We start from the raw sequence: 17,553 nt of genomic DNA on the forward strand, positions 1-17,553 counted from the left end.
GCCCCGCGTGCGCCAAAATAGAACATCGGGTTGTGGCGCAGCTTGGTAGCGCACCTCGTTCGGGACGAGGGGGTCGCAGGTTCAAATCCTGTCAACCCGACCAGTGCTCAGGTCAAGGGTTTACCCTTGACCTGAGTTGTTTTTTCTTCGATCGCCTGATCAGGCGACACTCGGACTCGCGGGCGACCGCTTAGGGCCTGCGGCTCGAACATCAGCATCGATGCCCCCCGGCGCTCACTCTTGCCCGTAGGAGTGACCATGCCCGATCAATCCATCGGCACCCGACTGTGGCGGTTGATCGAAGTGAACTGGCGTGAACTCAGCACGGCTTGGAAAGCGGTCGTGATTGCTGGAGCCGCGATAGTGCTGATCTGCTGCTGCGGGATCATCGGATCCCTCGGGGGTGACCCCGGAACTGGGCCTCCCGTCGATTCGACGTCGGAGGCGGAGACTTCGCCAGTGAATGCGCCGGACCGGCCGACGGCCGGATGGCGCGAACCCACCCAGCCTCCGACTACGCAGTTCCCATCCCCATCCCCGTCTCCCACCCCGTCGCCGTCACCGTCCTCACCCCCGCCCCCGCCCACTACCGAAGACGACGACGTCTATTACGAGAATTGCGATGCGGCCCGGGCGGATGGTGCTGCCCCGTTGTACGAGGGGGACGCAGGCTATGCGCCCCACCTCGATGCCGATGGCGACGGTGTTGCTTGCGAGCCCTATGCAGGCAACGATGACGATGACGGCGGCAATGGCGGCGGCAACGGTGATTCGGATGCCTACTACGAGAATTGCGATGCGGCCCGGGCGGATGGCGCCGCGCCGCTCTTCGAAGGGGACCCCGGCTACGACGATCACCTTGACCGCGATGGCGACGGGGTCGCCTGCGAGAACTAGAAGACGTTCATCAGGGTGACGATGGAGGTGACGGCCGCGATGGCGCCGGCTATGGCGGCGAGGACGCGGCCGCTGAGGTCGGTCATGTCGCGGAGGCGGCGCTGGAAGCGGTATTCGGTGGCTTCGACCAGTTCGGGGCGGACTTCGCCGTGCTCGTCGAGGACGTCGGCCGCTCGAGCGAGGGCGGCGAGGGCGGCGCGGTCCCAAGGGGAGACGAGGACGGCGGCGGCGCGGAGGCCGACTTCGCGGACCTGGGGCGGGGGCGCGGCGGCGAAGGCCGCGCCGTTGAAGTCGCTGCGCTGGATGATGTCGGCGGCGGCGAGGAGGGTCATGGACGCCATGCGCGGGCCCTTGGTGTCGACATCGGTGAACCAGTCTTTGCGCAGGTAGCGCGCGGCGGCGGCGCGCAGGTAGCGGGGGAGTGAGGCGCGATAGGCGGCGACGAGACGGAAGTCGCGCTCGGCGTCGGCGAGCCGGGAGCCGTACAGATACTCGATGCGGCGCAGCGCCTCCCCGGCGGGGGCCTGGAGGCGCCCGAAGACGTACGAGGCGACGCCGACGATGACCGCGCCGGCCATGAGCATCGCGAAGCCGATGCCGTCCTGCTCGGCGCGGGTGTACGACGCGAGCACCGGGTTGGCGCTGTAGACGGCGCACGAGGCGATGGTCGCCGTGACGCCCACGGTCGTCGTGAAGAACCCGCGGCGGCTGATGAGGCCGGCCGCGCGGATCTGGTCCGCGACGTCGGCGGCGGCGGCGTGTCCGCCGATCGAGTCCAGTGTGGGCAGATGGAGGGCGCCGCGCTTGATCTTGGCCTCGGAGCGCTTGCCGCGCAGCATCATCAGCCAGACGACCGTGCCGGAGGTGATGGCGATCGCCGAGGCCGCATAGAACCACTTCCAGGACGGCCCGACGAGCGTGTACTCGACGGTGACCAGTTCGACGAGTGCGAAGGGCAGCACCGCGATCAGGAGCGTGGCGACGGCGACGAGGGTCCGGATCGCCCAGACGGCGAGGAGCCGCCCCGCGGGCGGGCGCTGCGTGTCCTCAGTGCCGGCCGGGAACATCGTCGAGGTGACGTGCAGGATGCCGATCTCGGCCAGGCGGTCGGCATAGGCGAGGATCAGCAGGACGTAGAGCTGGATGAGCACGCCCAGGCCGATGAGGGACACGTCCGCCACAGAGGGGTCCTTTCGCGAGAGCCGGTGCGGGGCAGTGCACCGGCGGGAGGGGCCTCCGAATCCTAATGGCTCCCAGCGCAGAGCGGGGACCGAGCGGCGAGGGGTGGAGAAAACTTCACCGTGAAGTCGGGCTCCAGCGGCAATGCGGGCGGGCGCGCGCGAATTTACTGTTTGGGGCATGGACATCTCAGCGGCGCCGCCGATCCCCTGGCGCAGAGCCCCCCGCGCGGCGGTGCGGGCCTTCGGGGCCGGATCGACCTGGCGCTCCCTCATGCACCTCGTCACGGGCGCCGTGCTCGGCACGGCCGGCGGCGTGGTGATCTTCGTGCTCATCGCCACCGGTTTGGCCGGGCTCGTCTCGATCGTGCTGCCGATCATCGCCGCCGGGGCGCTGCTCGTGGTCAACGGCGCGCTCACGGCCGCGCAGCGCAGCCGCCACACCGCGTTCCTCGGCACCGCATGGCCGGACGGGACGGCCGCGCAGCCGGTGACGTTCGCGCCGCGCGCCCTCCTCGCCCTGGTGAGGAACCCGCGCACGTGGCGACAGCTCTCGTACCACCTGATCGCCGGGGCCGGCGCCTCCTTCGCGGCGCTGCTCGCGATCGCCGCTTGGACGACGGGCCCGATGATGGTCCTCGCGCCGGTCCTCGGCGTCGGCTCGGGTCTGGGCGCGATGCACTGGATCCTCTGCGGTGCAGGCATCATCGTGACGATCGCCGCGCCCTGGATCACCCAGGGCCTGGCCGCCCTCGACGGGCTGCTCGCGCGGCTCCTCCTGGGCACCAGCCGGACCGAGGCGCTCGAGATGCGCGTGACCGACCTCGCCGCCAGCCGAGACTCCACTGTAGATGCAGCGGACGCGGAGCGTCGCCGCATCGAACGGGACCTCCACGACGGCGCGCAGCAGCGGCTCACCTCCCTCGCCATGAACCTCGGCATCGCCCGCGCCACCCTCACCGACCTCCCCGAAGAAGGCACCCGCGCCATCGCCGAAGCCCACGAGGAGGCCAAGCAGGTCCTCACCGACCTGCGCGACCTCGTGCGCGGCCTCCACCCGGCCGTGCTCGAAGACCGCGGCCTCGACGCCGCTCTCTCGGCGGTCGCCGCCCGCTCGCCCGTCCCGGTCCGCCTGCGCGTCGACATGGACCGGCGCGTCGCCCGCGATGTGGAGGCCGTCGCCTACTTCGTGGTCTCCGAGGCATTGACTAATGTGGCCCGCCATTCGGGCGCCGAGCACGCCGCCGTCTCGATCTCCCTTGAGGACGGATGGCTGCATTTGAGGATCGCCGACGACGGCCGCGGGGGCGCCGATCCTCAGGGCGGCACCGGACTCCAGGGTCTCGCCGACCGGGTCCGCTCGGTCGACGGGACCTTCCGGATCACCAGCCCCCTCGGGGGACCCACCGTCATCGAAGCGGAGCTGCCATGCGTGTCGTGATCGCCGAAGACTCGGTCCTGCTGCGCGAGGGCCTGGCCCGGCTCCTCGAGATCGGTGGCATGGAGGTCATCGACACCGTGGGCGACGCCGAGGCGCTGCTCCGCTCGGTCGAACGCGACTGCCCCGACCTCGTCGTGGCCGATGTGCGGATGCCGCCCGATCAGAGCGACGAGGGCGTGCGGGCCGCGCTGGTCCTGCGCCGCCGGTACCCGGACCTGGCGGTCCTCATGCTCTCCCAGTACGTCGAGGAGCGGTACGCCGTCGAACTGCTCACCGGGCAGATGCGCGGCATCGGCTACCTGCTCAAGGACCGCGTCGCCGACGTCGCCGAGTTCCTCGACTCGCTGCGCCGCGTCGCCGCCGGCGGCACCGCGCTCGACCCCGAGGTCGTCTCACAGCTCCTGGTGCGCCGCAACGGCAGCGAACTCGACCGCCTCACCCCGCGCGAGCGGGAGGTCCTGTCGCACATGGCCGAAGGCCGTTCCAACGCCGGCATTGCCGCGGTCCTCGTGCTCAGCGAAGGCGCGGTCAGCAAGCACATCAACTCCATCTTCACGAAGCTCGGGCTCCCGCCCACCGACAGCGGCAACCGCCGCGTGCTCGCCATTCTCAAGTTCCTGCAAGGCAACACGAAGGACCGGTCATGATCGACACCCCCGAGAAGCAGACCACCGCCCCCACCCCGCCCGAACCGCAGCGCACCGCCCGCACCGTCTGGTGGATCGTCGGCGCCGCCTGCACCGGCCTCGTCCTCCTGTTCGGCATGGCCGTCGCCGGCGTCTGGATCTGGACCGTCGCCTCCCCCGAGGAGAGCGACAAGCGCACCGAGACGTACACGCAAGCGGTGTCGGGCGTCGACGCCGAAGTCGAGGTGGGCCACCTCGAGTTCACCGCCTCCGCCGACGGCACCCTCGTCGTCGACCGCGAGACCCGCTGGCACAGCGACGAACCCGCGACGAGCGAGTCCTGGAGCGGCGACGTCTTCAACGCCATGGGCGAGTGCGACGAGCGGTTCTTCATCGTCTGGGGCGGTGACGAGTGCGAGGTGAACTACGCGTTCGCCGTGCCCAGCGGCACCGCCGTCACGGCCGAGAACTCGGTCGGCGACGTCGTCCTCGACGGCGTCGACGGCGCGATCGACGTCGAGGCCAGCGTCGGCGAGATCGAGGGGGAGAACCTGCGCGCCACCAGCACTGCGGTCGAAGCGAGCGTCGGCTCCGTCAGGCTCGAGTACGCCGAGGTCCGCGGTGACATCACGGTCACCGCCGACACCGGCGACGTCGAGATCCTGGTCCCGAACGACGGCACCACCTACGACATCGAGTTCGAGGCCGGCGTCGGCAGCCAGGACATCGACATCGACACCAGCGCCTCGCAGGACGCCGACTACGTCATCACCGTGAACACCAGCGTCGGCGACCTCACCGTCCGCTACGCCGACTGACGCAGTCTCCTTTTCCGCCGTCCGCGACCGGTCTCCGGTCGCGGACGGCGGCGTCTTCGAGGGCTTTGCGGTGCAGACGCTTCGGGTCCGTCAGTGCGTTGTCAGCCGGGCGTCAGCGCAGGAGGCGAACGTATCGGCATGGCAGCGGCACCCGCCGCACACCCTTCACCGCAGGAGTCTCCGATGACCGCCAACCGCAACCGCCCCGCCGCCGTCACGATCGCCGCCGTGCTCCACTTCGCGATCGCCCTCGCATTCGCGTCGATCCCGCTCATCGGCCTCGTCTACGGCGCCGACGTGCAAGCCGCCGCCGAAGCCGAGGTCGCCCGCCAAGGCCAGGGCCCGGACCTTCTGGCCGCCAACGGCATCGCCTTCGACGAGCACGGCGTCGCCATCTGGGCGCCTTTCGCCATCGCCGCCGCGATCGCGCTCCTCGGTGTGATGATCATGGCGGGCAAGCGCATCAGCCGCGTCCTCGCCTTCATCGCCCTGCCGCTCGTGCTTGCCGGGAACGCACTCATCATGGCCGGCAACGCGACCGCCGCCGCGAAGGTCCAGGCGCTCTTCGACGCCTCGGGCGACGGGGCCGTTCGCGCCCTGGACGCGGCCGCGATCCTGGACGCCGCGGCCGCCGCCTACCCGGATTGGCTGCCGATCCTCGAAGGCGTCCGCTTCGCGGTCGTGACCGCCGGATGCGTCCTCGGCGTGGTGCTCCTGGCCGCTCGACCGGCCCGCGAGCACTTCCGGAAGGCCTGAACCGGCACGAGCGGCCCCGCGTCTGGCGCGGGGCCGCTGCCTGGTGCTGCTGTAACGTGCGGGCATGACCGAGCTGCTGCACCTGACCGAACCGGCCCTGTGGGAGGCCGCGCTCGCTGCGGGCGCGTACGAGGGCTCGACGCGCGGCCGGACCCTCATCGAGGAGGGGTTCATCCACTGCTCGCTGCCCGAGCAGCTCGACACCGTCGCGGCGCTCGTCTACGGCGACCACCCCGGGCCGCTCGTCGTCCTGGTCATCGACTCGGACCGGGTCGATGTGCCGATCCGCTACGAATCACCCGCACCCGGCGCGCCCGAGTACCCGCACCTGTACGGCCCGCTCGCGACGAGCGCGGTCGTCGCGGTGCGGCCCTGGCGCTGAGGGTCAGGCCAGCAGGGCGGCGACGGCGTCGCGCTCCAGCTTGGCACCGTCGTCGAACGCCTCCTGGAACGCCTTGTCGCCCAGCGCTTCGCGAGCGCGCTCGGGCGTGCGCAGCGCCGCGTCGTAGCCGCGCCCGTCGAGCTCACCGAGCAAATTGAAGGCGACCCCGAGGAGGCGCGCCGAACGCGCGGCGTCACCGTCCGCGAGCGCGATCGCCGCCGTCACGCAAGAGGCCATGGCCAAGTCGGCGTCGGCCGCGTGCTCCAGTTTCTGCAGCGCGAGCCCTGCGATGGCGCGCGGCGGCCGCTCGCCCTGGAGCAGGGCGATGAGGTCCCGGAACGTCGCGGCGAGCACCCGCATCCGGTCCTCCAGGACCGTCCCGCGCAGCGCCAGCTCGGCGGGGGTGAGCGCTTCGAGCGCCTCGCCGTGGCGGCCCTCGCAGACGAGGACTTGGACGCGGGACCACCACACGTACGCCTCGATGCGCGGGTCCCGGTCGGCCTCGGCCCGCGAGATGCCCTCTTCCAGTGCGTCCCAGGCACCTGCGATGTCGCCGTTGCGGGCGATCGCGACCGCGAGTTCGGCGTACGTCTCGGCCGCGTCGCCCGTGGTCCCGAGCTCGTCGAAGAGCCGCGCGGCCTCGGCGAGCGCCGCCTCCGAACCGGCGAGTTCGCCGCGCCGGGCCAGCTGCTCGGCCTTGACGCGCAGCGTGGACGCGAGGCCCCAGCGCTCGCCGAGGCCCGCGAACACCTGTTCGGCGCGGGCGACCTTCGCGATGCTCTCCGCGCCGGTGCCGATGCCGCTGCCCACGGCCGAGATCAGCAGGGCCGCACCGAGTTCCCACCCGTCGAGGTCCTCCTCGGGCACGGGCGCGGGGTCGGCGGCGAACGCGGGGCCCATGGACATGAGGAACCGGCCCGGGATGTCGCGTTCGAGCTTGCGGCCCAGTGCGATGCCCTGCCCGATCGCGATGGCTCCGGCCGCGAAGTCGCCGCGTTCGCTCGCGACCATGCCGGTGAGGATCAGTGCGGCTGGCCGCAGCCGCTCCGGCAGCTCGCCGTGGACGGACAGGACCGCGTCGGTCCAATGGTGCAGGTCGGTGCGCAGGCCGCGCAGATGCCAGTACCAGAACAGGACCGCGACCATGCGCAGACCGGTGTCGCTGTCGCCCTTGGCGACCGCGCGGCCGATGACGGCGAGGAGGTTGTCGTGCTCGGCGTTCAGGCGTGCGAGGGCTTCGAGCTGCCCAGCGGCGCGCAGTTCGGACTCCGACCGCTCGGTCAGCTCGAGGCAGTACCGGTCCATCGCCTCGTACTCGGCCTCGGCACCACCGCCGGCCTCCAGCCGCGCGAGCGCGTAGGACCGGACGGTCTCGAGCATCCGGTACCGCTCGCCGTCACGCTCCACAAGCGACTTGTCGATGAGCCCGGCAATCGCGTCGAGGTCAGCGACCCGGTCGAGCCCGACGCCCGCGGGATACGCGGCGATGCGCATCGCCAGGGCCCGTTCGGGATCGGACAGCAGGTCCCAGCTCCAGGCGATGACCGCCTCGAGGGTGCGGTGGCGGGCGGGCGCGTTCCGGTCGGTGCCGGCGAGGAGCGCGAACCGGTCGTCGAGCCGGGCGGCGATCTGCGCCGCGTCCAGTGCGCGCATTCGCGCGGCCGCCAGCTCGACGGCGAGCGGGAGCCCGTCGAGGCGGCGGCAGATCTCCACCACCGCATCGATATTGGCGGGGCTGAGCTTGAAATCGGGGCGCACGGCGGCGGCGCGCTCGGCGAAGAGCCGCACCGCCGGACTCGACTCCGGGTCCTCAGTAGAGAGTGACAGCGGGGGAATCGGATACAGGCGCTCGCCGCCGATCGCGAGCGCTTCGCGGCTGGTGGCGATGATCCGCAGGCCAGGGCAGGCGCCGAGGAGCCGGGCGGCGAGCTCGGCGACGGCGTCGACGCGGTGCTCGCAGTTGTCGAGGACGAGCAGCGTCTCCCTTCCCGAGAAGTACTCCTCGAGGCGCGACGCGGCGTCGTGCGCGGACGGCTCGAGCATGCCGGCCTCGCGGGCGCCGATGGCCCGCAGCACAGCGGGCGCCACATCGGCCCCGTCGGCGACAGAGGCGAGCTCGACCATCCAGACGTTTTGGGGCGCATCGCCTCCGGCGGCGATCCGGGACGCGGTCTCGACGACGAGACGGGTCTTGCCCGCGCCGCCCGGCCCGGTGACGGTGACGAGTCGGGAGGCCGCGGCCGCCGCGGTGAGGGCGTCAAGGTCAGTTTCGCGGCCGACGAAACTGGTGAGCTGCGCTTTCAGGTTGGTGCGCTGCTCGGTGCGCGCGGCCGGGGCGCTGCTCTGGCGGAGGATGTGCAGGTGGAGCTCGGCGAGTTCGGCGGAGGGGTCGGCCCCGAGTTCGTCGGCGAGGCGCTCGCGGGTGCGCTCGAACGCGTCGAGGGCTTCGGCGGGGCGGCCGGTCGTGTACAGGGCGCGCATGAGGAGGGCCTGCCAGCGCTCGTCGAGCGGGAGGGCGGCGGCGAAGGGCTCGAGTTCGGCGAGGACGTCGGTGCCGGTGGCGACCTCCAGGGCGAGGCGTTCGCGGGTGGTCTCGCTGCGCAAGCGCTCCAAGCGGATCGCATCGTTGCCGGCGAACCGCAGATGCCGGAGGTCGGCGAAAGCCGGTCCGCGCCATAGGCTCTCGGCCTCGCGGAGCGCGGCCAGGTCGCCGCTCCGGCGGCCGGTCTCGGAGAGCCGCTCGAATCGCGCCACGTCCACGTCGCCGGGCTCGACCGCGAGCCGGTAACCGACAGCGCCGCGCGTGAGCCGCTCGGCGCCGATCGCACGGCGGACGCGGGACACCAAGGCCTGCAAGGCGTTCGCGGACGGCGCGTCGTCCTCCCAGATGGCGTCGAGCAGCGCATCCGCACTGACCTCCCGGCCCGGCTCGAGCGCGAGTCGGGCGACAAGCGCCCGCAACCGCGCCCCGGTGAGCTCGACGGGCGCATCATCGGCATCGCGGATCTCGAACGGCCCGAGGAGCAGTACACGCATGTCCCCAAGTCTGCCCGGCCCGCGCATGTGCGGCTGCGGCAGTCCGACCCCGCGTGGCCGACCGGGCCACCGTCAGCCGATCCCGCGCCGCAGTTCGCACCGGGCGGGTCGGAAGCCGGGTTGGCGCGTTGTTGCCGCGCTGCCTCGCCGCCGTTGCAGCGTTCGAGGGCGTTTTCCGGGCAGGGACCGAGGCACTGGGGGCCGTGTTTCGGGCCCCCGGTCGAAACCCTGGCTCGGGGGTGCGACATTTTCGGGCGGTTGAAGGACCGGGGTGTCGCGGTTCACCGGCTGCGGGTCAGACGGCGGCGGTGGGGCGATGGCCCTACCGGGGAGCCGATCGCACCCGCGCAGGGGGCCGAGCCCTGCAGCCTCGCGGCCGGCTCTCGCGCCGCCCTCCCTCCTGTCCGACCCGGCTTTCGGTGCGCACGCCGGAAGTCCTCGCGCCTGGGAATCGAGCGCCCCCGAAATCCAAGGGTGGCCCCGGGGTACGACAAGACGGCGGGGGCCGGTCGGCGACGCCGACCGGCCCCCGCCGGGCTCTGGCTCGCCGCCAGAACGGGCGTGCGTTCCGCTCAAACCCGCCGGAATTGGCGTCCGGCCAGGTCGATCGCGGTGATCGCGCCGTGCTCGTCGCGGGCGAAGTAGCCGCGCTGGCCTTCGAGCGGGCCAGCGGTGACGATGTAGTCGTCGCCGTCCGCGGTGAGGAAGCCCATATGCGCGGGCTCGCAGTCGGCGGGCATCGCCTCGTCGGATGCGGCGCGCAGCTCGGGCTTGATGCGCGCGGCGAGCGTCAGGTGGTCGCCTTCGTCGACGATGCTCACCGTCATCATGTCCACCTCGTAGTCGCCCAGGAACTCGGCGGCGCGCCCGGCGTCGTGCGGGACCGGCTCGGGGTCGCGGTCGACCAGGCCGAGGTAGTGCTCGAGCGCCCAGCGGATGACCGCCTGGTTGCAAGGGGTGCCGCCCGGTTCGGCGTTGGTGGTCACCGCGATCGCGAAGTCGTGCCCGGGCACGACGATGAAGTCCGCGAACTGGCCGTGCGAGGAGCCCCCGTGGCCGAAGGTCGCCGCGCCGTCGATCTCGCGCAGGAACCAGCAGACGCCGAACCCGTCGCCGATAGAGCTGCCGCGCAGCTCGACGGTCTGGCGCCGCATCGCCTGCAGCGCTTCGGCGGAGACGATCCGTTCGCCGCTCTCGGTGCGGCCGTCCCCGAGATGGAACTTCGCCCACCGGACCAGGTCGCGGGCGCAGGACGCCCCGCCCCCGCCCGGGTTCTGGGCCCGGTGGAGCTTCCACTTCGGGGAGACGGTGGTGCCGTCCTCGGTGACGCTGTGGCCGAGCGAGAACTTGCGGGTCATCGCCTCGGCGGCGAAGAACGTGGTGTTCTCGAGCCCGAGCGGCTTGAACAGGAGGTCGGCGACGGCCTGCTCGTAGGTCTTGCCGGTGACGACCTCGATCACGCGGCCCAGGAGGTTGAACCCGGCCTGGCTGTACGAGGCCCGCTCGCGGGGGGCGCCGATGAGGGTCAGCTCGTCGAGGCGGTCCACGTAGGCGGCGAGGGCGTCGTCGCCGTCGCCGGTGTCGAGGAGCATCCAGGTGTCGAGCCCGGCGGTGTGGTTGAGCAGGTTGCCGATCGTGATCGCCGCGGCCGTGTGCTCGTCGGCGAGCCGCAGGTCGGGCAGGTAGCGGCGGACCGGAGCGTCGAAGTCGACCTTGCCCTGCTCGGCGAGGATCACGAGCGCGGTCGCGGTGAAGCTCTTGGTGGTCGAGCCGAGGGTGAAGATGGTGTCCTGGTCGATCGGGAGCGGGTTGGCGACGCTGGTGACGCCGTGGGACGCGTAGATCTCCCGGCCCTGGTGCCAGATCCCGACGGCGATGCCGGGCACCGCGTATTCGGCGGCGGACTTGGCGATGATGTCGTGGAGTTCATTGGTGCTCATGGTGGTTCCCTCCGGCTGCGGTTCCGGGAGAGGCCCGGAAGCGGTGTCGGAAGAACGATTGCCGGGCGCGCTGACACGGCACTGACGCGCCGTTGACAGAGCGCGGGACGTCGCCGTGCAGTGAAGGTCCTCACAGGTCAGTGCGCGGACACCGGAAAATGTCGTAACCCGCTCCTACGGTTGCGGAGGCAACTGAATAGCGCGCGCAACACCCCTCGGGTGCGGCGCGAGAACCGATTGGACGATGCGATGGCAGCGAAGGCATCAGACAGTTCACGGACCAAGGCCGGCCTCGAGATGATCACTCAGGCCCTGCCATTCGAGACCATCCCCGACGAGCCGCTACGAGCGCACTTCGCCCGGTGGCTCCTCAACTCCCTGGCGACGGCCGACCTACTTGGGCCGTTCCCAAGCCCGGAACCCGAGACACCACCACAAGCAAGCCTCGCCACAGCACGAGAACCGAGCCGAGCCGCAGGGATACCGACCTCGCTCCCGAAGGCTCCAGCGGCGGCTCTTCCCGAACCACCGCCGAGAACCGACGACCCTCCCTCTTACGAACCGCTGCCCCTGGAATGGCAAGGGCCGCCCGCACCGCCGAGGCCGCAGTTCGTGCGCCAGCGCGACGGCACGGTCTGGCTGACCAAGCCGATCCTGCGCACACGAGGCTGGACCGACGCCGCTGTCCGCGACTTCCTGCCCGAACCCGAAGGGCTCAAACCGAACCCGCGCTTCGCGTCCGCCGGCGCACCCATGCCGGTCTGGCGGCCCGCGACCGTCGCGGCGGCCGAGGCCACGGCTGAGTGGCAGGACTGGCTGGAGCGGTCACTGCGTCGAAGGCGCTCCACTCTCGAAGCGCTGGCCGAGACCGAAGACGAGGACTTCCGCGCTCGCCTGGACGCCGCCCGAGCCGCCATTGAGACCGCGACCGAGACACCGCCCGAGCCGGAGGGACCATCGCACCAGGTCGCGGAGGACCGGTGATCGACCCGATTGACTCAGCCGCCGAAGCCGTTCGCCATTGACCGGTTTCGACCATGCCAGGCTCCTCGAATCGCCTGTGCCAGAGCCGTTGATCTCCTAGGTTGGAGGGCGGCCTACATGGTCCGTGCCGATGCGGACCATTGGCGCAGTCGAGGAAGGAGACGGTCATGACCGATTTCGCATTCGCGGGGAAGGCCTTCGACATCCGCTTGGACAACGGGGTGATCTTCCACAACACCTATGCGGCGGAAGGTAACCGGCTGGTGTACGAGCAGATCGACGGTGCCGTGGAGGGCAGCTCGGAGGAGGTGAAGCTGTACGTCGCCGAGCTCTCGCCGCGGATGTACCTGGTGGGCTGGAACGAGCGCTCGGGCGCGGCCGTGACGCAGGTGCTGGATTTCAAGACGAAGCGGGTCACCGTGTTCCGGTCATTGGACGCCGGCGGCAGCAGGACCGGCGAGGTGCACTCGGGAACCTTCGAGGAGGTGAAGTAGGAGGGAGGTCGATATCGGTCGCGGCAGGGATGTGAGTCCGCGAGACGGGTGGTGGACGCGAACGGTCGATGGTTAGGATCGGTCGCCGCAACGCCGCAACGCCGCAACGCCGCAACGCCGCAACGCCGCAACGCCGATCAGGCCAGCTTGAAACCCGCCGCCGTCGCAAGCTCCCCGGCGATCTCGACCGCTTGGTCCGCGGTGATGAGCGCCCCGCGCAGACTCATCAGACCGGTGATGCCCGACAGCTCGGCGCGGCGCAGGTCGCAGCCCTTGGCGTTGCCGACCCGCGAGAAGTCCGCACCGGGGAAGGCGCAGTCGATGAACACGGCCTTCGAGAGGTCGCCGAGGAACGTCGCGTTCATGAACCGGCACCGCTCGAAGACCACCGGCCCCTTCGCCGTCCCGATCGAGATGCCCGCGAAATCCGCCCGGCAGTCGGCGATGTAGACGTCCTGGGCCAGCGCGAACTGCGCCTGCCAGCCCACCAGTTGGCTGTCGGTGATCTCCAGCCGCCGCGCGGTCGTCCGCTCCCAGCGGCCGTTGGCCAGCACCGAACGCTCGACGGTCACGTCCACGATCTCGAAAGGAGCGAGCGCGGTCCCCGAGAAGTCCACCCCGCGCAGCAGCGACTGGTCCAGGCTGCCGTCGCCCTGCCCGCCCGTCCACTCCAGGCCGTCGATCAGGCGCTCGCTGAGTTCGAAGTCCGGCTCGGGCTCCTCGTCGAAGGGCCGCAGCCGCTCCTGTTCCCACAGCGGCTTTCGCATGGAACGCTTGTCGTCGATCTTCCTGAACTTCACGGGGCCTCCAAGCTCGTGGCGAACCTCGGCAGGCTACGCGACCGCACCGACAATTCCGCGAACGCGATCGAGCAATAAGTGGCCTCCGTCGCGGTTCAGGCCGAGGCCGCAGGTCGGGGTCGAGCGGGCGGCGCGTGTCCGGTCCCACGCAGAAAATATTTGAACGTGTTCAATAAGCGGAGTACGATTGGGAGGGAAGGAGGAACCCCATGAAGATCGTCATCCCCGGCGGCACCGGTCATGTCGGCGCCGTCCTCGAACGCGGCCTCCTCGCCGCCGGCCACCGCCTCGTCGTGCTCACCCGCAGCCCCTCCCGCCCCCACCACCTCCACTGGGACGGCCGCACCCTCGGTCACTGGACCGAGGCCATCGACGGCGCCGATGCCGTCATCAACCTCGCCGGGCGCAGCGTCAGCTGCCGCTACACCCGCGAGAACCTCGCCGAGATGTTGGACTCGCGCGTCGACTCCACCCGCGTCCTCGGCGAGGCCATCGCCGCCGCCGAGCGCCCCCCGGCCGTGTGGCTCCAGATGAGCACCGCCACCATCTACGCCCACACCTTCGACCGCGCGAACGACGAGGCGACCGGCGTCATCGGCGGCAACGAACCCGACGTGCCCGTCTACTGGTCCAAGAGCATCGACATCGCCCAAGCCTGGGAACGCACCCTCGACGAGGCCGACACGCCGCACACCCGCAAGGTCGCCCTGCGCTCGGCGATGGTGATGAGCACCGACCGCGGCGCGGTCTTCGACGTCCTCTCCCGCATGGCCCTCCTCGGCCTCGGCGGCCCGGTCGCCGGTGGACGCCAGTTCGTGTCGTGGATCCACGAAGCGGACTTCACGCGGGCCGTCCAGTTCCTCATCGACCACGGCCTCTCCGGCCCGGTCAACCTCGCCGCCCCGCACCCGTTGCGGCAGAAGGACCTCATGCGCACCATCCGCCGCGCCTGGGGCGGGCACTTCGGGCTCCCCGCGACGAAGTGGATGGCCGAGCTCGGCGCGTTCGCGCTCCGCAGCGACACCGAGCTGCTGCTCAAGAGCCGCCGCGTCATCCCCGGCCGCCTCGAGGACGCCGGTTTCGAGTTCGAATACCCCGCATGGGAAGCCGCCGCCGACGACCTCGCCCGGCGCACGGCCGCCGAACGGAAGTGGCCGCTCCTGCGCCGTCCCGGTCTCAAAGCCGTGAGGGCCTTGACCGGCAGCTGAACCTGCCGACCGATCCGCGTCCCGGTCAGGGGCGCCACGCGAACGGGCGAGGGTGCGCTTCGACGAACGCCGCCACCGCCATCGCCGCCGCCACCGCCGCGGCGGTCCAGCACACCGCGCTGAACGACACCGCGTGCGCGAGCACCGACCCGAGCCCGGCCGCCACCAGGTACACCGCCCACACCCCGGCCTGCAGCCGCGCCTGCCGCAGGCCCCGGCGGCCGCCGGAGAGATTCGTGAACAGCGCGATGAGCGTCCCGGTCAGCACCGTCGTCGACACGCCCGCCAGACCGATGCGCGCCGCGTGGATGCTCTGCACGCCCATCGCGAAGGCCGCCAACGCGATCGACAGCGTGAACGACTGCGCGAGCCCGGCCAGCCCGAGCACCACGACCTCCGCGACCAGGAGCAGCGGCACCCCGAAGCTCGTCAGCACATGACGGCGCGTCGCGAACGAGGCGAGCACCGCGCCCAGCGAGAACCCGAGCAGCGACCACAACGGGCCGATAGGGGAGAGGCCGTCGTTCCGGCCGGTCAGTTCCCCCGACAGCGACACCGCGAGCAGCACCGCGTTGCCGGTCTGGTTCGCCACGAACTGCTGGCTCAGACTCAGGAACCCGGCGCCGTCGACCGCCCCCGCGATCGCGGTGAGCACGAGCGCGGTCCAGGCGTGCGCGTATGTGGGGGTCGCGGCTCTCATCGGGTCGCGCCGATCAGCTGCGGCAGTGAGGGTGCGGAGGGATCGACACGGTGCCACATGCGGCCCAGGCTAACCCCGGCCAAGGCGCCGCGCCGATCGAACCGCCGAAAGCCCGGCCCCGACCACCGCGCCTACTCGTTCGCGCGCCTGCTGCCCGCCGCGATGAGCACCACGGCACCGACCGCCGCCAGCGCGGCCGCGGCGAACATGAACGCCTGCGCGTCCCCGCCGGTGGTCGCGAGCTGGCCGCATTCGTACTCCGACCCATTCGGCCCGTCACCGCCGCCGTCCCGGTCATTGCCGCTATTTCCGTCACCGCTGCCGTTGCCGGCGCTGGCGCTGACCCCGTTACCGCCGCCGTCCCCGTCTTCGGCGCTTTCATCGTCACCGCCTCCATCCCCGTTGCCGCCGTCGGGACAGGTGGTCGAGTCGCCGTTCGCCGGCGTGTCCTCGGTCGTCGGCGCCTCAGTGGTGTCGTCGGTCGTAGGAGCCTCGGTCGTGTCGTCGGGACCGACGTCGTCGCTGCACGCGACCTCCGCCGCGAAAGGGAAGTGGTGGATTTCCCCGCCGTTCTCACCCACCTCGCCGAGGTGCGCGTTCCTGGCGATGATCTGGCCCTCGACGTTGGCGGGGCTGGTGTCGGCGTAGTCGGCGTCGGGCGCGAGGATCGAGCCCTCGACCGTGTCGCCGCCGACCAGGCTCAGCCGGGTCGCGTCCCTGAAGTTCCAGATGATGTACGGCGCTTGGCTGCCGCCGATGCCGGCCTGGGTCTTGACGGTCCAGTCCATCTCGCCGCCGGTCCCCGAAGTGTCCACGTTGACCACCAGCGGCGAGTCGGCGTCCGGCGGGTTGAGGAAGACCAGGTCCGACATATTGTTCAAGTCCTCGCCGGTCACGTTGAGGACGTTGGTGACGGGAGCTCCGGCCGTGCCGATCGCCAGTGAGATCCTGACCTGCCGGCCCGGCTGGACTCCGCCCTTCGGAATGAACGCGCCCTGGTCGTCCCGCATCTCGACCTCGGTCGCGTCGCACCCGTACAGCGCCTCCGCGTTCGACCGGAACTCCTCGAAGGCCGCGCCGAAGTCGATCGGCGAGGCCGGGCCCACCGACGAGAGCGGCTGCTGCCGGTTGAGCTCGACCCGCGGCACCGACTCGTACGCCGCGCCGTCCGCGACCACGCGCGTGTTGACCGAGGCGTTGTTCATGTCGGTGTTCCTCACGTCCACGCCCGTCAGGTCCCCGACCTTCGCGTAGTCGTGCACCTGGACCACCCAGCTGCCCGGGACCTGGCCGAAGTCGACCCGGCCGCCGACCACGAGGGCGCTCGGCACCGAGTCGCCCGGCGCGGTGAACGTGTTCGCGTCGTGGATGTTCACGTTGTACGACCCCGCCACAACGAGGTTCCCGCCCGTCGCGACGCCGCCCTCGGATTCGGTCGACGCGAGCAGCGTCTCGTCCTCCACGAACGAGTTGAACCCGAGTGCCGGCGTGAGCGGGTTGTACACGGTCGCGGCGTGGGCGGCGGGCAACGTACCGCCCGCTGCGATGGCGGCGGCGACGGCGGCCCCCGCAACTCCGGCGAGCGCGAAACGCCGAGTCTGCTTGCGAGTGACGTTCGTGGACGGTCGGTCAGGCATGGCGCTCCCCAGAGTCGTTCGTCGTCGGCCGTACCGGGGTCTCGAAGGAGCGTAACTACAGACCGACAACGCAGAGTGCGTGAAACACCCGAATCACCGGGAACGGTCCGGCCCCCGCAGAGCGGGCGCTTGCACCGAGTCTTGCGGCCCCGATCCCTGTTGTTGGAGGATTGACCTTGTGGGGCAAGAGAATCCAGTCCTCACACGACCAAGGAGGATGCACATGGACCACCCCAACGAGCGCCACGAGCGCGGACTGAAGACCCTCCAGCACCTCTCCGGCGAGGCCGAGCCGACCGTCGTCACCTCACTGGCCGACATCGCCCCCGAGCTGGGCCGGTTCATCGCCGAATTCGCGTACGGGGACGTCCTCACCCGTCCCGAACTCCACCTGCGCGACCGCGAGCTCGTCACCATCGGCGCGCTGGCGGCGCTGGGCAACGCCGACCCGCAGCTGCGCTTCCACATCAACGGCGCCCTCAACGCCGGCTGCACGAGGGTCGAGGTGATCGAAGCGCTCGTGCAGATCGCCGTCTACGCGGGCTTCCCCGCCGCCATCAACGCCGTCGAGGCCGCCCGGGAGGTCTTCGCCGCCCGCGATGCCGCGAGCTGAGCGCATGTGGAACGCGGCCGGGGCGCATCGTCGACGATGCGCC

General features: G+C 71.0%; 16 protein-coding genes and 1 tRNA gene. 11 read left to right on the forward strand and 6 right to left on the reverse strand.

Annotation, left to right across the window (positions count from 1 at the left end):
• Positions 1-26 precede the first annotated feature (26 nt).
• Both J5V16_RS17925 and J5V16_RS17930 read left to right on the forward strand, forming a co-directional pair.
• A tRNA-Pro gene (locus J5V16_RS17925) sits at positions 27-103 on the forward strand.
• 155 nt (positions 104-258) lie between these two features.
• On the forward strand, positions 259-897 hold the full coding sequence (locus tag J5V16_RS17930) for an excalibur calcium-binding domain-containing protein (RefSeq protein WP_208498015.1): 639 nt from the start codon (positions 259-261) through the stop codon (positions 895-897).
• Here the strand turns inward: J5V16_RS17930 and J5V16_RS17935 are convergent.
• Positions 894-2,078, reverse strand: a complete 1,185-nt coding sequence (locus tag J5V16_RS17935) for a hypothetical protein (RefSeq protein WP_208497950.1) — start codon at positions 2,076-2,078, stop codon at positions 894-896. The genes J5V16_RS17930 and J5V16_RS17935 overlap by 4 nt on opposite strands.
• 178 nt (positions 2,079-2,256) lie before the next feature.
• On the opposite strand from J5V16_RS17935, the gene J5V16_RS17940 reads away from it, so the two are divergent.
• The 5 genes from J5V16_RS17940 (at position 2,257) to J5V16_RS17960 (ending at position 6,098) form a co-directional block, all read left to right on the forward strand.
• Entirely contained in the window at positions 2,257-3,516 is a 1,260-nt protein-coding gene (locus tag J5V16_RS17940) for a sensor histidine kinase (protein WP_208497952.1), read from the forward strand.
• Complete coding sequence (locus tag J5V16_RS17945; protein WP_208497953.1) at positions 3,504-4,163, forward strand: response regulator transcription factor; 660 nt, start codon at positions 3,504-3,506, stop codon at positions 4,161-4,163. The genes J5V16_RS17940 and J5V16_RS17945 overlap by 13 nt, the downstream gene beginning before the upstream one ends.
• Complete coding sequence (locus J5V16_RS17950; protein WP_208497956.1) at positions 4,160-4,960, forward strand: DUF4097 family beta strand repeat-containing protein; 801 nt, start codon at positions 4,160-4,162, stop codon at positions 4,958-4,960. The genes J5V16_RS17945 and J5V16_RS17950 overlap by 4 nt, the downstream gene beginning before the upstream one ends.
• Before the next feature lie 183 nt (positions 4,961-5,143).
• Positions 5,144-5,716, forward strand: coding sequence for a hypothetical protein (locus J5V16_RS17955; protein WP_208497959.1), 573 nt, complete (start codon positions 5,144-5,146; stop codon positions 5,714-5,716).
• Between the two features lie 64 nt (positions 5,717-5,780).
• Positions 5,781-6,098 (forward strand): DUF952 domain-containing protein, encoded by a 318-nt coding sequence (locus J5V16_RS17960; protein WP_208497961.1) that lies wholly within the window; start codon positions 5,781-5,783, stop codon positions 6,096-6,098.
• Between the two features lie 3 nt (positions 6,099-6,101).
• On the opposite strand, the gene J5V16_RS17965 is transcribed toward J5V16_RS17960, so the two are convergent.
• Together J5V16_RS17965 and J5V16_RS17970 are read right to left on the reverse strand one after the other, a co-directional pair.
• Positions 6,102-9,134 (reverse strand): BTAD domain-containing putative transcriptional regulator, encoded by a 3,033-nt coding sequence (locus J5V16_RS17965; protein WP_208497963.1) that lies wholly within the window; start codon positions 9,132-9,134, stop codon positions 6,102-6,104.
• A gap of 572 nt (positions 9,135-9,706) precedes the next feature.
• A complete protein-coding gene (locus J5V16_RS17970; protein WP_208497965.1) occupies positions 9,707-11,074 on the reverse strand; it encodes a serine hydrolase domain-containing protein in 1,368 nt (455 codons plus the stop codon).
• 612 nt (positions 11,075-11,686) lie between these two features.
• Between J5V16_RS17970 and J5V16_RS17975 the strand changes: the two genes are divergently transcribed.
• Complete coding sequence (locus J5V16_RS17975) at positions 11,687-12,058, forward strand: hypothetical protein (protein WP_208497967.1); 372 nt, start codon at positions 11,687-11,689, stop codon at positions 12,056-12,058.
• 167 nt (positions 12,059-12,225) lie between these two features.
• The gene (locus J5V16_RS17980; RefSeq protein ID WP_208497969.1) at positions 12,226-12,552 is read left to right on the forward strand and encodes a MoaF-related domain-containing protein; all 327 of its coding nucleotides are present in this window, start codon (positions 12,226-12,228) and stop codon (positions 12,550-12,552) included.
• A gap of 137 nt (positions 12,553-12,689) precedes the next feature.
• On the opposite strand, the gene J5V16_RS25575 is transcribed toward J5V16_RS17980, so the two are convergent.
• Positions 12,690-13,352, reverse strand: coding sequence for a pentapeptide repeat-containing protein (locus tag J5V16_RS25575; RefSeq protein WP_208497971.1), 663 nt, complete (start codon positions 13,350-13,352; stop codon positions 12,690-12,692).
• A 209-nt stretch (positions 13,353-13,561) separates the two neighbouring features.
• Between J5V16_RS25575 and J5V16_RS17990 the strand changes: the two genes are divergently transcribed.
• Positions 13,562-14,560, forward strand: a complete 999-nt coding sequence (locus J5V16_RS17990; RefSeq protein WP_208497973.1) for a TIGR01777 family oxidoreductase — start codon at positions 13,562-13,564, stop codon at positions 14,558-14,560.
• A 25-nt stretch (positions 14,561-14,585) separates the two neighbouring features.
• Here the strand turns inward: J5V16_RS17990 and J5V16_RS17995 are convergent, their stop codons facing one another.
• Together J5V16_RS17995 and J5V16_RS18000 are read right to left on the reverse strand one after the other, a co-directional pair.
• Positions 14,586-15,260: a YoaK family protein gene (locus tag J5V16_RS17995; protein WP_208497976.1), complete on the reverse strand. Its 675-nt coding sequence runs from the start codon at positions 15,258-15,260 to the stop codon at positions 14,586-14,588.
• Positions 15,261-15,391: 131 nt separating this feature from the next.
• The gene (locus J5V16_RS18000; protein WP_208497978.1) at positions 15,392-16,897 is read right to left on the reverse strand and encodes a choice-of-anchor A family protein; all 1,506 of its coding nucleotides are present in this window, start codon (positions 16,895-16,897) and stop codon (positions 15,392-15,394) included.
• Between the two features lie 223 nt (positions 16,898-17,120).
• Here J5V16_RS18000 and J5V16_RS18005 point away from each other — a divergent pair, with 223 nt between their 5' ends.
• On the forward strand, positions 17,121-17,510 hold the full coding sequence (locus J5V16_RS18005) for a carboxymuconolactone decarboxylase family protein (protein WP_208497985.1): 390 nt from the start codon (positions 17,121-17,123) through the stop codon (positions 17,508-17,510).
• Positions 17,511-17,553: the final 43 nt, after the last annotated feature.

This window comes from Glycomyces niveus, from assembly GCF_017592475.1.
Taxonomy (GTDB): Bacteria; Actinomycetota; Actinomycetes; order Mycobacteriales; family Micromonosporaceae; genus Glycomyces; species Glycomyces niveus.

Coding starts and splice junctions, on each gene's coding strand:
- J5V16_RS18000 (WP_208497978.1), bottom strand. CDS start 16,897: ATGCCTGACCGACCGTCCACGAACGTCACTCGCAAGCAGACTCGGCGT.
- J5V16_RS17960 (WP_208497961.1), top strand. CDS start 5,781: ATGACCGAGCTGCTGCACCTGACCGAACCGGCCCTGTGGGAGGCCGCG.
- J5V16_RS17980 (WP_208497969.1), top strand. CDS start 12,226: ATGACCGATTTCGCATTCGCGGGGAAGGCCTTCGACATCCGCTTGGAC.
- J5V16_RS17950 (WP_208497956.1), top strand. CDS start 4,160: ATGATCGACACCCCCGAGAAGCAGACCACCGCCCCCACCCCGCCCGAA.
- J5V16_RS17945 (WP_208497953.1), top strand. CDS start 3,504: ATGCGTGTCGTGATCGCCGAAGACTCGGTCCTGCTGCGCGAGGGCCTG.
- J5V16_RS17930 (WP_208498015.1), top strand. CDS start 259: ATGCCCGATCAATCCATCGGCACCCGACTGTGGCGGTTGATCGAAGTG.
- J5V16_RS17940 (WP_208497952.1), top strand. CDS start 2,257: ATGGACATCTCAGCGGCGCCGCCGATCCCCTGGCGCAGAGCCCCCCGC.
- J5V16_RS17990 (WP_208497973.1), top strand. CDS start 13,562: ATGAAGATCGTCATCCCCGGCGGCACCGGTCATGTCGGCGCCGTCCTC.
- J5V16_RS18005 (WP_208497985.1), top strand. CDS start 17,121: ATGGACCACCCCAACGAGCGCCACGAGCGCGGACTGAAGACCCTCCAG.
- J5V16_RS17965 (WP_208497963.1), bottom strand. CDS start 9,134: ATGCGTGTACTGCTCCTCGGGCCGTTCGAGATCCGCGATGCCGATGAT.
- J5V16_RS17995 (WP_208497976.1), bottom strand. CDS start 15,260: ATGAGAGCCGCGACCCCCACATACGCGCACGCCTGGACCGCGCTCGTG.
- J5V16_RS17955 (WP_208497959.1), top strand. CDS start 5,144: ATGACCGCCAACCGCAACCGCCCCGCCGCCGTCACGATCGCCGCCGTG.
- J5V16_RS17970 (WP_208497965.1), bottom strand. CDS start 11,074: ATGAGCACCAATGAACTCCACGACATCATCGCCAAGTCCGCCGCCGAA.